This window comes from Lacinutrix chionoecetis (genome assembly GCF_053604665.1).
Genome location: NZ_JBSHNQ010000080.1, coordinates 23,867 through 38,928 on the forward strand (window position 1 = coordinate 23,867; position 15,062 = coordinate 38,928).

Genomic DNA, 15,062 nt, shown 5'->3' on the forward strand with positions numbered 1-15,062 from the left:
GGGTTTTCAAATAGAAAAATTAATTACCAAAATTATATCTTAAAGTAATTCCAGAACGTATTGTTGTTTGCGGAAATGCCGTAGAAATTGCATATTCTGAAAATGTATAATCGAAATAGAAAATACCTGTTAGATTTTTACTAAATGAGTAATTAGCATTGTACTTTAAACCGTAAATAGTTTGCCCGTTTGTAATTTGATTATTCTCTAAATCCAGATACCTAATAATAGTTTTGTTATCTCTTACAGAAAGATTAGCCTCCATTATTAAATCACTTACAATAGCCTTTTTTGGTCCGGCTAATTTAGATTTTATACGTACGTCTTTAAACCTATAACCTAATTTAAGCGCATATTCCTTCCCTTGAATTTCGGTCATTAAATTGTTATCAAAACTAAGCGACAAAAGCCTGTCTTTTCTAACTTCAGCACCTATAACTATGGAGTTTTTCATCTCCATATCGATTTTTATTAGCGGACTAAATAGCTCAGTTAAGTTAATATTGCTATACAATTCTGCATTTTTAAAATTACCTGCTTGATCTAAATCGTCTGCTGGTTGCGAGGCATAAGGCTGGCCGTAATCTATACCATTAAAATCTAAATTTGTTCTAAACTGGTTAATTGTATAACTTGAACGATATCCATGAGATAAGGAGAATCTTTTAAATTGCTTTTTAAACCACTTAAACTTCATTAGCCCAGTGTATTTAATATCCCAATTAGGAATTGGTATGTTTCTAAAAGCTCCTAATTTTGTTTTCTCTGCACTTTGTCCTGTATAGGCACTTAAAAATGATGGTAATAATACTGCCTGACTTGTTTTGCCAAACCCTAATGGATAACCTTCGGCATCCACATCGTTAATATTAGCACCTCGTTCTAAAGCTAATCTTCTGGCAATGGTTAATCTGTTTTGTCTAAAATCATCAAACGCTTGCGAACTTACCTCATCACTTTTACCAAAAGCGGTAGGTAATGTAAAGGCTGAAATATTAAAATTACCAAACACATTAGGTGTTAACGAGTTGTATTCATTATTTTCAATTCTATAGTTTTCGGTATAGTTTTCGGCGTAAGTTCTTGAAGCTACTAAATCGATTTTTAAATCGTTTACAGGTTCTAAATTCGCAGATAAATCTAATTGTTTTGTTTGGTTCTTTGTGTACTGCTGATTGAAATCTGGAAATACCGTTAACCATCCATTTCTTGCCGCCAACGATCTAATATCCTTTTGGCTACCTAAGGTATAACCAAATGTAGGTTTAGATGCACTTATAAAACCTGGAGTATCTAAGAAACCAGGTAGAAAAGTTCCGTTGTTTTCAGAATAATTTGCTTGAATTCTTTTTACAGAAGTTAAAATACCTATACCAAAATTAGCAATTCCTGTACCTACTCCGCTTTTCTTTTTCGCTTCAGGCTTATTATTTTTATCGTCCGTTGCTGGCACTCCTGGAGGTGCACCACTTCTTGGCACCCTACTAACTTTATCACTATTTACAACACGTTTCTTTTTAATACCTAAATATTTGTAAAGCTTACGCATATCTAAAGTAGAATTTATATTATGCGTGTTACCGTTTGAAATGGAGTTACCTAAATTATAAGTATTACCATCGTCTGCAACTAGTTCCCCAAACAAATCGGATCCTTTTTGCCATTGGTATAAACCTTGATAAGAATACGTGGCTTTAATAAAGTCGAGTGTAGGAAATTTATCGAAAGGCACTTCGTAATTTACACCTAAGGTTTGCGAACGCCTGTTGGCATCACCAATATCAAAATAACCGTCCCAAACATCTAAACTTGGGTCTTGCTCACCATTTCTTATATTATCTTGGAAATAGTTTCTTACAATATTGTTATTAGCTATTGTAAAGTTTAAGGACAATGCTTTGGTTAAATTCCAATTGACTGTAGATTGGTAATCGAAATTATAATTTCTTCGGAATAACTCCTCCAACCCAATATTATCACCACCTAAATCTACCTCTCTAAAACGTTGCCTATTAAATTGCCTGTTTATATCTCCATTAAATGAAAAACTTGCAGGCATTAGGTTTACATTAAAATCCTTTAAAAGTTTCCAGTATTTTCCAGTAAAAAGTGAATCGTTCTTTTTAAATGGTTCTATTATTTTAGGTTCGAAATTATAGGCATAACTTGCACCTGTTCTTACTTGTTTATCTATAGAGCGCTCTATTTCGAAATCGCGATGCTCTACTTTGTTGTATGAATGGTTAAACGTTAAGTTTTCTACATCATAAAAACGCGGTTTAGATTCTCCTGTTCTTATTTTTCTAACACCAATAAAATTGATACTTCTTCTCTTGGTATATTCTTCAGATTGCTCTCTAATGTTATCCTTTTCTTCTTGAGTTTCGGCTGCATCAATTCTATTTTGAAGCTTTAAATCTTCGTATTGCTGGTCGTATTCTGGTGTAATTAATTCGGCACCCTGACCATAATTAAAAGGCACTTGAATACCCCATTTTTTTGGTAATAATTGGCCTATGTTTACATTGGTAACAACATCGTACTGTTTAATCTCTTCTCTGCTACGTTCTTGTGGCCCTTGGTCTACAGAACCAAAACCAGCGGTACTCATTCTTCCGGTTGCGCTCACATTAGCGAAATCTGCAAAATTGGTATCTACACTCATAATTGCTGCCCAACCTCCTTCGTTATCCATGTCTGAAAGTCGCAACTCGTTAAACCAAACCTCTCCACATTGACTGTTGTTAGTTCCGTTTTTAATTCCTACCATTAGTGTTCTTACAGCGCCAAAGTTTGGATTACCTTTTATCGCCACACGGTGTCTGTCTCTGCCTAAAGCATCGTAACCCGCAAATTCATCATTTACTTCAACTAATTCACCGTTTATAGTATCGTAAAAAGTTGCTTCTCCATTTGATAGTGTATTGTTTGCAATACCTAAGGATTTTATTTGTTCAAGCACATCTAACGGTAAGTCTATTTCGTTTGAAGCTGGCCATAATGCTGCACTCGAGAATCCTTGCGAAACCACTAAAGGCACTTCTATCTGGTAATAGTTTTGAGTTAAATCGTTACCCATTCTAATAAAACCAATCAATTCTCGGTCCTGTAATCCTGGAATATCGGCATCCTCTGCGTGCATAAACATTCTAATACGATTGTATTGTCTCATGTCCACACTAATATTCTTATAAACTGCTCGAGAGTCCTTAGGTTGTAAATCGCAAACATTAACAACTAAAGATTGCTCGTTTTGGTCTATAATAGAGTTATTATTGTTTAATCTTTCTGGTTCAACTCCTGGAGGTGACTCGTAACTACCATCATTTTCTTGGGTACTTACTACACCTACAGTAAATTCTGTGTCATTAAAGTTTGGAGGTGTTGGCCCACCATCTAAAGCTAATTGATAACGTCTCCAATCGCTACGCACCAAATCTAAGGTACCGAAACGGAATGTGGTTTGTTCAGAAAAATCATTTAAATATAGTCTTGCAAAGCGGATAGAACGTAAATCTGTTATACCATTTACAGCTTCTACATGATCGCCTTGAACTGGTACCCTAAATTGATACCATCTTACCTGCTCTGTATCTCCATTAGGTAAACTTCTTGGGCGTATTTTGATATCTCTAATAAATTCGCCTATTGGATTTGCTGGTGTGATTTCATCTAAATTGTTTAACGGTAGATTTTGGCGTGTTACTTCCAACTCGTACTCAAAATAACTATTAATCGTGTTCATGGTGTTATCACGATTAACGTCCTCTACATCTGGTTGCGTGGTAGAACCACGGTTAGTATCGCTAAATGTATCTGGTGAGTTGCCTTGGGCGTTATTGTATAATTTATAACGCTCTAAAATATTTCCTTCTGCACTAATGTAATACTGGTAATTATCGGCAGATGGATCTGGTAAAGTATTAAATGCGGGAAAATTAAGGGCTTCTGCTGGATCATCGTATCCATCATATCCAACATCTTGATTTAATCTTTCTTCTCCTGTAGTATCGAAAGCATAAATAAGTGCCTGATTTAACGGCACCACTGTGTTATAACTTGTGGTAGGTAGTAGGGCTATATTACCATCTGCAGGTAAACCATTTTCGTATTGCTTTCTTCCATCTCGTAATACATCTTCTGAAATACTTCCTAAGTTAAATACTAACTTTCCACCTGGATTTGTGGGATTGTCTTGAAAAGGATCCTGCATCCAAAACTCAATATACTCTACGTTTGCCTGCTCGAAATCTGTAGACGTTAATTGTCTTGTAATCCCTGCCCAACCTTGATTTGGGTTAGTTATCGTAGTGTTATCTGCATTTAAATTGTTACTATTAAAGTTATACGGCCCTCTTTGGGTAGGATAGTACGTTAAATCCAGTGTGTTTAAAACTGTGGTTTGTCCTTGTGCAATGTCTTGTTCCGGAAATAATTCCTCTACAAAAACACGCGAGGTATATAAGCCCGAAATATCATCATCGTCTATTCCTCCTGGACGCTGACCACTATAGAAAATAGGATCGATAGTGTACCAGTTTAGTAATGCTCTATCGTAACCATTTTCAATACCATCTACATCGAAAGCTGTTGTGGCGTTTAATTCTAACGGACGACTGGAAAGGTTCCATGATTGTGCCGATTTTAAATCGATACCGTTTTGTGAGCCTTCAAAATCGTCTATGTAGGCTGTTGCTTCGCCATTAAAATCTGTGCCTTTTGGAGCACCAGGTAATAAGTACGCAAATTCTCCACGAACAGAAAGATTAGATGGCGCATCGGTATCTATATTTGGCAGTTTGTTTGCCAGTCTGGTAAAGAATGGAACTTCGGTTGAATAATTACCATTGAAGCCTAAAATAGTGTTGTTTATAGGTTCGCTATTGTAGTTTGCCTTCTGGGTAATTGGTCTTTCATTTAAATTAATATAGGTGGCTCCAATTAAAAACTTCTCGTTAAACTGATGCTCTATATTTAAACCTGTGTAACGTTTTGTTTGCTGACCAAAAATAGAATTGTTCTCTGTAGTTACTTGTATAGGTGTGTTTGACGCTTTTAGCGCTTCGTCTAAAATTTGTACACGGCCTAATTGATAATTAACAGTATAATCTACACCTTCGACAAGTACTCTACCACCAGCTGTAACTTTTACGGAGCCTCTTGGTACATTAAAACCTCCAATTGCAATACCATCTCCTCCTGAAGATTTGTAACGTCCTTTTAATTGAAATTTGTTTTTTTGAACCTCGTCTAATGCAGCAGTTTTTGTGGCTTTGTATAATATATCGTAAACGTATTTTTCTTGGTTTGGGTTGGTGTAAATATCAGATTCGTAATCGAAAGCATTGTTTCCAGGATTACCATCGTTATCTAAAATATCGAATAAGTAACGCCCAAAAGGTTCTACTTTTGTAAAAACTATTTTACCATTTTGAGGTAATACTGTAATACCACTTACAAAATCGAAAAACCCATCTCCATTCGCTTGAGGATCGTTATTAAAGTTTAACCTATCGAAATTGAATAATCTTAATAACGTGGTTTGGTCTATGGGTTGCCCTTCAAAATCGGTTCCAAAAGGCGTACCCTCTACAGCTTGTATAAAGTTTAATGGTGCAGATTCGTTATAAAAGATGTTTAATTTAAAATCTTCCTGACTTAGCTGGTAAGCGCCAGTGTCGTAAATATTTTTCATCATTAAATCCCAAATTGGTTGCGATACAGATGTGATACTACTTTTAAGAAGTTTTAAAATTAAGTTATTATTAGTTACGTTGGTTACTTCTCCATTTCCATTAGTTTCTACGTCTGTAGCTCCAATACCATCATTTGCAAATTCTCCAACCTGAAATACTTGACCACCCACTGTATACTGAAACGCTACGGCCAAAACCTCATCGTTATTTAGCCTTTGGTTTAATGAGATATAACCTAATTGTGTATTGATAGTATATTCTTGACCTTCTTGTAATTTTCTGGTGTTTTCCAGTTTAGCATAGTCGAAGCCTTCATTAAAACCAGGAATTAATATTCCTGCTTGCACTGTAGCCACATCTCTAATGGCGTCTGTAATTTGAGAACCAGGTCCACCAATATTATTTGGATTTAACCGGTTGTTTGCATTGTCTGGAAAGGCGCCAGGACCTGCTGTAACAACTACTCCTGGATTTCCAATTACTCCAGATTCTCCTAAATCCTGTAATGCAACAATATTTCTAACGTTCTCTGTACGGTTACTTCGGTTGGTTACCCAAACTTCGGCTCTTGTAATTTGGACATTGGTATTTATAAAAGGATAGTTTGCTAATGCTTTGTTGTAATTCTCACGGAAATACTGAGCTAAGAAAAAGTGACGGTTCTCGTCGTAATCACGAATAAAGAAATCGAATTCATCTAACGTTCCTCCTCCTTGTGCAACTACTGATTTAGTATCGGATTTTTGCTCAGAAAACACTGCTGTAACAGTGGTTTTACCAAACTGTAATTGCGTTTTAACACCAAATAAACTTTGTGCTCCAGATATTAAAGAACTGTTTAATGGCATGCTAACATTACCAACTTCAATTTTTTGAATGATATCGTCTTCGGTTGGTGTGTATTCTAATTTTACAAGATTTTGAAAATCGAAAGTCGATTCGGTATCGTAATTTGCAGTAACCTGCAAGCGCGTTCCTACCTGCCCTAATAAACTTAAACTAATACGTTGGTCGAAATCGAATGTAAAGTTACTTCTGTTTCGAGGTGAAAATGATGGATTATCTTGCTTGGTAAACAGCACTCCTAAATCCATTTCCAATGATCCTTGCGGCACGACTTCTATGGTATTACCGCCAAATATACTTTCAAAAAAACCTGAATTAACATAAAATTCTGGTAGTAAATTTTTTTTATCTTCTTCTGAGGTTTCTTTTTTACCATCGAAAGCATCAATTTTATCTTGATAATAAGTTTTTAAGTTTTCTTTAAAAACCAAATCCTGATATTCCTTGGGTGTTAGAATAATTGGATAATTAATGTTAAAACTACCTATGGTTTCTGTATATACATAACGGTCTGTAATAGGGTCGTAAGTGTATTTAGTAGTTATACTGTTTGGGTTAGGCATTTCTATATTACCCATACTAAATCCTGTTTTTGTAGAATCGCTTTCCACAGTAGGATCTGGATCTTGAGCAAAAACACTAAAAGACAGCAAGAATGCTGTAATTAGTAAAAAATGTTTTGAAATTGATTTATGAAAGTATAGGTTAGTTGTATTCAAAATCTATTATAAATTTTTTAAAGCTTGTTTAATTATGGCTTCTACGCTGGCCTCTGGCTGAGCTACAACAATTTTGTCCACCACACGTTCTGCTTGTTTTTTAACAAACCCAAGCACTTCTAAAGCAGATAACGCTTCATCTTTGTTGGTATTGTTTCTATTAACAGAAACTTCGTCGATTTCGTATATTTTAATGATTTTATCCTTTAAATCTATAATTACACGTTGTGCTGTTTTTGCACCAATCCCTTTAACAGATTGAATAAGCGCCACATCTTCTGTTGCAATACCTTCCCGAATTTGTTTTGGTGTTAAAGAAGATAACATAGTTCGTGCAGTATTTGTACCAATACCACTTACCGAAATTAGCAGCCTAAATACTTCGCGTTCACTCTTAGAAACAAAACCATAAAGGCTATGAGCATCTTCCTTAATGTGAAGGTGTGTGTATAAATGTATATTTTCCTGATCTGGGATTTGCGAAAAAGTATGTAAGGAAATGTTTAGGAGATAGCCAACACCATTGCAGTCTATAACAACATCTGTTGGATTTTTCTCCACCATTTTTCCGTTAATATGTGTAATCATCGACTGTTTCTTGTTGAGCCATCAAATGTAATAAAATTATTGGACTAAAAACTAATCTGTTTTTAGTTGGTTGTTACCTTGCTTTCTTTTTGTTGTGCATCAATCACAGCAATGGCTGTCATGTTTACAATTTCGTCTACACTTGCGTCTAACTGAAGAATGTGTACAGGCATGCGAAGTCCCATCATTATTGGGCCAATAGATTCTGCCTTATTTAATTCTTTAAGTAATTTATAGGTAATATTTGCCGATTCTAAGTTTGGAAATATTAGCGTATTTACCTTATGTCCAGATAATTTTGAAAAAGGAAAAATATCCTGAAGCATTTTGCTATTAAGTGCAAAATCGGTTTGAAGCTCTCCATCTACTAACAAATCTGGGTGCCTTCTATGCAAATAAGACACTGCTTCACGCACTTTTGTTGCTGTTTGGTCTTTTGAAGATCCAAAATTTGAAAAGCTCGTCATTGCCATTACAGGTTTTATTCCAAACATTTTCACGACTCCAGAAGTCATTTGTGCTATTTTTATTAAATCTTTAGCTGAAGGATTAATATTTATAGACGTATCGCTTAAAAACATTGGTCCGCGCTCTGTCATCATCACATTGGTAGTTGCAATTCTTGTAGAGCCTGGCGCTAAACCAATAAGCTCTAACATAGGCTTAACCACCTGAGGATAGCTACGTGAATACCCAGTTATTAAAGCATCTGCATCGCCTTCGTTAACCATCATTGCCGCATAATAATTACGTTCTCTCATTAACTTTTGAGCCTCTAATAAGGTAACACCTCTACGTTTTCTCTGTTGCCAATAAACTTGCGCATATTTGTTTTTTTGCGCTACTTGCTCGTCTGCTTTTGGATCGATAATTAAAACATCTGCGTCGAACTCTATTTCTTCCTTTAACTGCTCAATAACTTCTTTTCTTCCTAATAAAATAGGAATTGCTATTCCTTCATCATGAACAATTTGTGCTGCTTTAAGAACATCGATATGGTCTGCTTCTGCATAGATTACTCGTTTCGGGCTTGTTTTTGCCCTATTGAGTAATAATCTTACAATTTTATTGTCGGAACCTAAACGCTCTAACAATGTGTCTTTATATTTTTCCCAATCTTCTATTGGTTCTTTTGCCACACCACTTTCCATAGCTGCTTTTGCTACTGCTGGTGGCACTTCGGCAATTAAACGTGGATCGAATGGTTTTGGTATTATATAATCTTTCCCAAAGGTTAATCGTGTTTCGTTATAAGCAACATTTACCTGTTCTGGCACAGACTCTTTTGCTAATTTTGCCAAGGCTTTAACTGCAGCCATTTTCATAGCTTCATTAATTTTTGTTGCACGAACATCTAAAGCGCCACGAAAAATAAACGGAAAACCAAGTACATTGTTTACTTGATTAGGATGGTCGCTACGCCCTGTAGCCATAATAATATCTTCTCTGGTATCTATGGCTAACTGGTAGCTAATTTCCGGATCTGGATTAGCCATTGCAAATACAATAGGATTTTTTGCCATGGCCATTAACATGGATGGCGAAACAATATTTGAGGTAGATAAACCAATAAAAACATCGGCATCTATCATGGCTTCATCAAGTGTGTCTATTCTTCTATGGGTTGCAAACTCTGCTTTTTGCGAGGTTAAGTTACCTCTATCGTTTCTAATAACGCCTTTACTATCTAGCATGACTACGTTTTCACGTTTTGCACCAAATGCTAAATATAATCGTGTGCAAGAAATTGCTGCAGCTCCTGCGCCACTGACTACGATTTTTACGTCTTCTATCTTTTTTTCGGACAATTCTAAAGCGTTTAACAAGGCTGCTGCCGAAATAATTGCAGTACCATGCTGGTCGTCATGCATAACAGGAATATCTAATTCTTCCTTTAAGCGTCTTTCTATCTCGAAGGCTTCGGGTGCTTTTATATCTTCAAGGTTAATACCACCAAAAGTTGGTGCTATGTTTTTAACAGTGGCTATAAATTCTTCAACATCTTCTGTGCCAACTTCAATATCGAAAACATCTATATCTGCAAAGATTTTAAAAAGCAAACCTTTACCTTCCATTACAGGTTTTGAGGCTTCTGGACCAATGTTTCCTAAACCTAAAACTGCTGTACCATTAGAAATTACAGCAACTAAGTTACCTTTAGCTGTATATTTATAAACATTATTTACATCTTTTGCAATCTCTAAACAAGGCTCTGCAACACCTGGAGAATAGGCCAATGCTAAATCGCGTTGCGAGGCATACTTTTTTGTAGGAACAACTTTTATTTTACCAGGAGTTGGCTTGGCGTGATAGACTAAAGCTTCTCTTCTTTTGCTTTGTTTACTCATATTTTTATAGATTCTGCTATGAAATACAAATGTAAGTTTTTAACGAATTATAACACTAAAAAAAGAAGATAGACTTTTGGTAATCTTAATAAGAAATCGATATTAATAGTTTAATGTTCTGGTATTCTTATTTTCGGTAAAGATAATTTTAAAGGATAAAGTTTTTAAATTTGCTTTAAGATGTGCTACTTGCCCATTATTTTCCCATAGAATATCTAATTTACTATCTTCTGTGGTTTCAAACTTGATATTACCATTAAAAGCTTTAGAAGTATTTCTAATTCTGATTATTTCTAATTGCTTAATTACGATTGCTTTTTTTAAACCATTACTAATGTCTTTATTACTAAGTGTGGTTCTGTTAATTTCTTTGTGTCCTCCACTACCAGCATTATCTGCCGCTTTGAAATCATTTTTACCTGCAAATAAATCAAGATACCAAACCTGAGGAATTCCTGGCATAAACATTTGAATGGCTCTAGCTAAAAGTAACTTTTTATCGTTTTCTCCTAAAGCGCTAAAAAAAGTGGCATTTACTTGATAGTAAGAAATCTTTTTACCAGATGGTCCATACAAATTTTTTACTCTACCTCCTCGTTCTATAATTTTATTCATTATAGACTCTATGTCTTTGTCCTCTAATAAGCCTTTATTATAGTTACCATTTACTTCTTTACCTTTTAAATCCAATATAGGAATACCATCATGACAACCTAACATATTAACTGTTTTATAGCCTTTATTTAGGATTTCATGAGCCCATTTTAAAATGGCTTTATTATTAGCAGTTTCTAATGTGTGAATAACTAAACCCGGAAGAAAAAAATCATATATAGAATAACCTTTGTTTGCAACTTCCTCGTGTAATCCTAATCCATATTCTGCGTGGATTTCTGGCAATAACATTAAGTTGTTTTTTTGTGCTATTTGTTTTATTCTTTCTAAATATTGCCAGGTACCTGGTTTATTAAAAAAGTTTGATTGACCAACTTGTTTATGTAAATAGGCGAATGCATCTAATCTTAATATTTGGCCTCCAAAACTTTTAACCTTAGACAAGGTGTCTTCATAAAAATCCCAGACTAATGGTGATTTTGCGTTGACATCCATTTGCCCTAAATACGTTAGTTTTTTATTGACAACTTCAATAATTTCACTTTTTAGATCGTTTTCAGTGCCAAAATCTATAGTTGAAATATCTTGGCTGTCTTGTATTGCTTGATTGACTTTATCGCAAATTAACTTTGCTTGATTTGAAGACAATTGTTTTACATTTTTCAAGTCTTCTATTGAAATTGGATGGTACGTAATTTCTTGGTAAAAGGTATTCCAATAAGGTTGCTCGCTACCATCTGGAAATGGCACTTTTAAAATTGGAAGTCCAGATTTACGCATAAACAATTTGTCTAAATACTGTTTTTTAGGAATAACAATTCCCTCTTCGTTTAAATCTCCATGATGTTGCCAAAAGGTATTCCAGTTAATAAAAAATTCTTTGTACTTAGATTGGTCTCCGTGTTTTAATAAATCTTTAAATTGAGGTGAAGCTACGGATAAGTGGTTTAAAACAATATCAAATTTGAGTTTGATATTAAGTTCATCTAAAGCTTTTAAATCTTCTTCTGCTATTAAATCTTTATTTAAATTATAGTCTATAATAGAAAACCCTCTGTCTAAATCGCTATTAAAAAAGGTTGGTAATACATAAAACAGAGAAAAAACATCTTTAAACTCTGTTCTTTGAAGCATACTTATGGTATCGCTCCATTTTTCTCCAATACTATCTGGATATGCATTTAGCATTACACCATTAGAGATTGTACTTGTCGGCATATTTTATTAATTATTTATAAAATTTATGAAGTGCTATAAAAGCTTGGAGACTATATTAATATTTTCTGGTAATCTACCAACATTTTGAAGCTTTAAAGCTGCTAATTTTAGTGCAACTTCTAAGCATTCAACCACAGTTTTTTTATTGATGTATGCATATAAAAATCCAGACCAAAACGCATCTCCAGCACCTGTTGCATCCATTATTTTTTCAATTTTTATTGCAGGTAACTGTATGATGTCTTTATTTTTTTGAGATAGCTTAACTCCATTGCCACCTAGTGTTAAGCACACAGTATCAACACCTATATTATGAAAAAACTTAAAAATTTCTTCATCTGGTAATTTTTTCTCAAAAAGCCTAAACATATCATCTTCACTAACTTTAACTAGAGGATTTAATTTACAATAGGATTTTATAACATTTAAAGCTTCTTCTTGACAGCTCCATAGTTTATCGGAATAATTAATATCTATACTAAGTTGGCATCCTAAATTAAAGGCTTCTTCTGCTTTTTTTAAAATAGTAGATTGTGCAGGATTTTTACTTAAAGCAAAACATGTGGTATGGAATATTTTGGTTTTTTTTAAAGTTTCAGTAGGAATTTGATTTTCGGAAATTATACAATCTGCCTCTCTAAATGGAATAAAATCTGGAGTCCCAGAAGATCTTGAAACAAAAATAACACTTGTTGGTTTTTTATGAATAATATCCATGTAAGTCGCATCGACACCAACTTCTGCTAATTTTTTAAAAATATATTCTCCAAATCCATCGTTTCCAACTGATGAAACTAGTACTGCATTAAGTCCTAAACGAGCAGAATTCATTGCGACATTTGTTGGAGATCCACCTAGAAATCTGTGATAATCTCTTGTTTCATTTATCTCTACTTCAGCTTGATGTCCTATAAAATCTATTAGGACTTCTCCAACACATAAAATATCTATCATACTAGTTTAATTGTTACTTTTAATTGTAATAAATATAAATTTACAATCCTCTTGTAATTTTTTATTAATTACTTAAATAAAATGGCTTTAATACTTACTAAAACGTTTTAGTTTTTATTTAATTGAATAGTTTATTAGGTTCTACTAACTTATTTAACTCTAATCTATACTGATTTTTTAATAAGGATAATCCATATTGATAAGAAGCATTCATCCATCCAAAACCTTCTTGCGTAATATATTCAAAATCGGTACCTACGTTTCCATATTCGGCAAACACTTTATGTGTGGCAGCTACAACATCGTATTTTTCTGGAATTGTCCCATTGTAATCCACAGCATTTTTGGTTATCATATGTAACCATCTGTAAATTAATTCTTGTGCTTCATTATTGTATCCGTAATTAATAAGTCCTTTCCAAATCATCATTTGGTGTGGCGCCCAACCATTAGGGTAATCCCATTGTCTTGCTGGTCTGTTATCTGATATATCTCCTCTACTTTCTTTTGTTGAAGCTGCAATACCGCCTTGTTCTTTTAATAATGGTAAGGCTTTATTAACTAATTGTTTTGCTTGTTCATTAGATGCCATTCCAGACCACATTGGCGTAAAAGTTGTTGCAGAAACAAAATTGGATTGTTTTTTGGTAACGATATTATAATCGAAAAACATGCCTTTTTGATCATTCCATAATAGATTACTTGAAATAGATTGACGTTTTTTTGCTTTTTCATCCCAATATTCTGAAGTATAACTTCTTCCTGACGATGTGGTGAATTTATTATTAAAATGATTTGCTATTAAAAAAGCAAAGTCTTTTTCGTACTTATACAAAAATGCATTTAGCTCTACCAAGTTGAGATCTGCACAATTTTCTTCAATGCGATAAGACGTGTCATGACCAGATTCTCTCATACTTCTATCATGAACAAAGTAAGGGTCAAGTTCTGGGTTAGATTCTAATTCATTTTGATAGCGTTTAATATATTCTTTAACAGACAAGTTTGCTACAGACGCATAAGGTTTAATAATGGCATCAAAATGACCTTCTTCACATTCTGGTGGCATACCAATACCTTGTGATAAATAACGGTTTAGTCCATTTTCTGTTAACCTGATACCGTTTTCCATCCAAACAGTTTCATATTCTTTAATTGCAGTATCCAAATGGTTTTCTAACCATTTTTTGTTTTGTGTTACTTCAAAAACTTCTGTAATTAAACTTGAATAAAAAGGTGGTTGCGTTCTGGTAAGGTAATAGGATCTATTTGCATTTAGAATTTTTCCGTAATTCTCAATCTCATATTGAAAATTATCTGCCATAGCTTTTGCCAAATCTACTCTACCGTCAACAATTAAACCTACAGATTCAAAATAACTATCCCATCCGTACATTTCATTAAATCGACCTCCTGGAACAACAAAGGGTACACCTTGCAATTTTCCGTTTCTATTTTCAAGTTTTAATGATAAAATTCCAGGTTGATTGTTAATAGATTTTACATATTTTGGTGTAATAATTTCTGGCAACCTAACTGTTGTAATGGGTAAATCCTGCTCTAGTTTTTTAAAGTAATTAAAAGCTATTGAATCCTTGAATGGCACATAAATTCTGAGCGCTTCGGAGATTAAATTTTTATTTTTGGAGTCTTTAATTAATGCTTCAACACCATCCTTATCCAAGTGTCTTGTGAGACCATCCCAATAATAGTTTTTTATTAAACGTGATGTTCTATCAACAGGAGGTTCGTTAATGTATTTTGGTTTAATATTGGCAATTGTTTGACCTTTATTTTGAGCAAATACTAGCTCTTGAAGTAAATTAGATAGTTTATATGTACCTTCTACTTGAAATATGTTTCCAGAATTTGATTTTAATTGAAATAATTTTGGCGATATATCTTCCACAGTAATTTTTTTATCACCATCCGTATCTTCTTGCTTTAACAATTGTTCTAAGGTGCTTTCAATATCTACTTGATAAGACACATCTTTAGAATTTTTATTATTAGACTCATTTTTACATGATAAAAATGAAAAAAACAGAATTAAAATTATTGTACCTGTATATTTCATG

At 33.9% G+C, this 15,062-nt stretch carries 6 protein-coding genes; all 6 read right to left on the reverse strand.

Annotation, left to right across the window (positions count from 1 at the left end; all coding sequences use genetic code 11):
* Nucleotides 1-19: 19 nt before the first annotated feature.
* Nucleotides 20-7,261: a T9SS outer membrane translocon Sov/SprA gene (gene sov, locus ACVC43_RS07520; protein WP_452223888.1), complete on the reverse strand. Its 7,242-nt coding sequence runs from the start codon at nt 7,259-7,261 to the stop codon at nt 20-22.
* A gap of 6 nt (nt 7,262-7,267) precedes the next feature.
* A complete protein-coding gene (ruvA, locus tag ACVC43_RS07525; protein WP_452223889.1) occupies nt 7,268-7,849 on the reverse strand; it encodes a Holliday junction branch migration protein RuvA in 582 nt (193 codons plus the stop codon).
* Between the two features lie 62 nt (nt 7,850-7,911).
* Nucleotides 7,912-10,197 carry an NADP-dependent malic enzyme gene (locus ACVC43_RS07530; RefSeq protein WP_452223890.1) on the reverse strand — a complete coding sequence of 762 codons (2,286 nt, stop codon included), beginning with the start codon at nt 10,195-10,197 and terminating at the stop codon, nt 7,912-7,914.
* 102 nt (nt 10,198-10,299) lie between these two features.
* Nucleotides 10,300-12,030, reverse strand: a complete 1,731-nt coding sequence (locus ACVC43_RS07535; protein WP_452223891.1) for a glycosidase — start codon at nt 12,028-12,030, stop codon at nt 10,300-10,302.
* 33 nt (nt 12,031-12,063) lie between these two features.
* Complete coding sequence (locus ACVC43_RS07540; protein WP_452223892.1) at nt 12,064-12,984, reverse strand: carbohydrate kinase family protein; 921 nt, start codon at nt 12,982-12,984, stop codon at nt 12,064-12,066.
* Between the two features lie 118 nt (nt 12,985-13,102).
* Nucleotides 13,103-15,061, reverse strand: a complete 1,959-nt coding sequence (locus ACVC43_RS07545) for a trehalase family glycosidase (protein ID WP_452223893.1) — start codon at nt 15,059-15,061, stop codon at nt 13,103-13,105.
* Between the last annotated feature and the right edge of the window lies 1 nt (nt 15,062).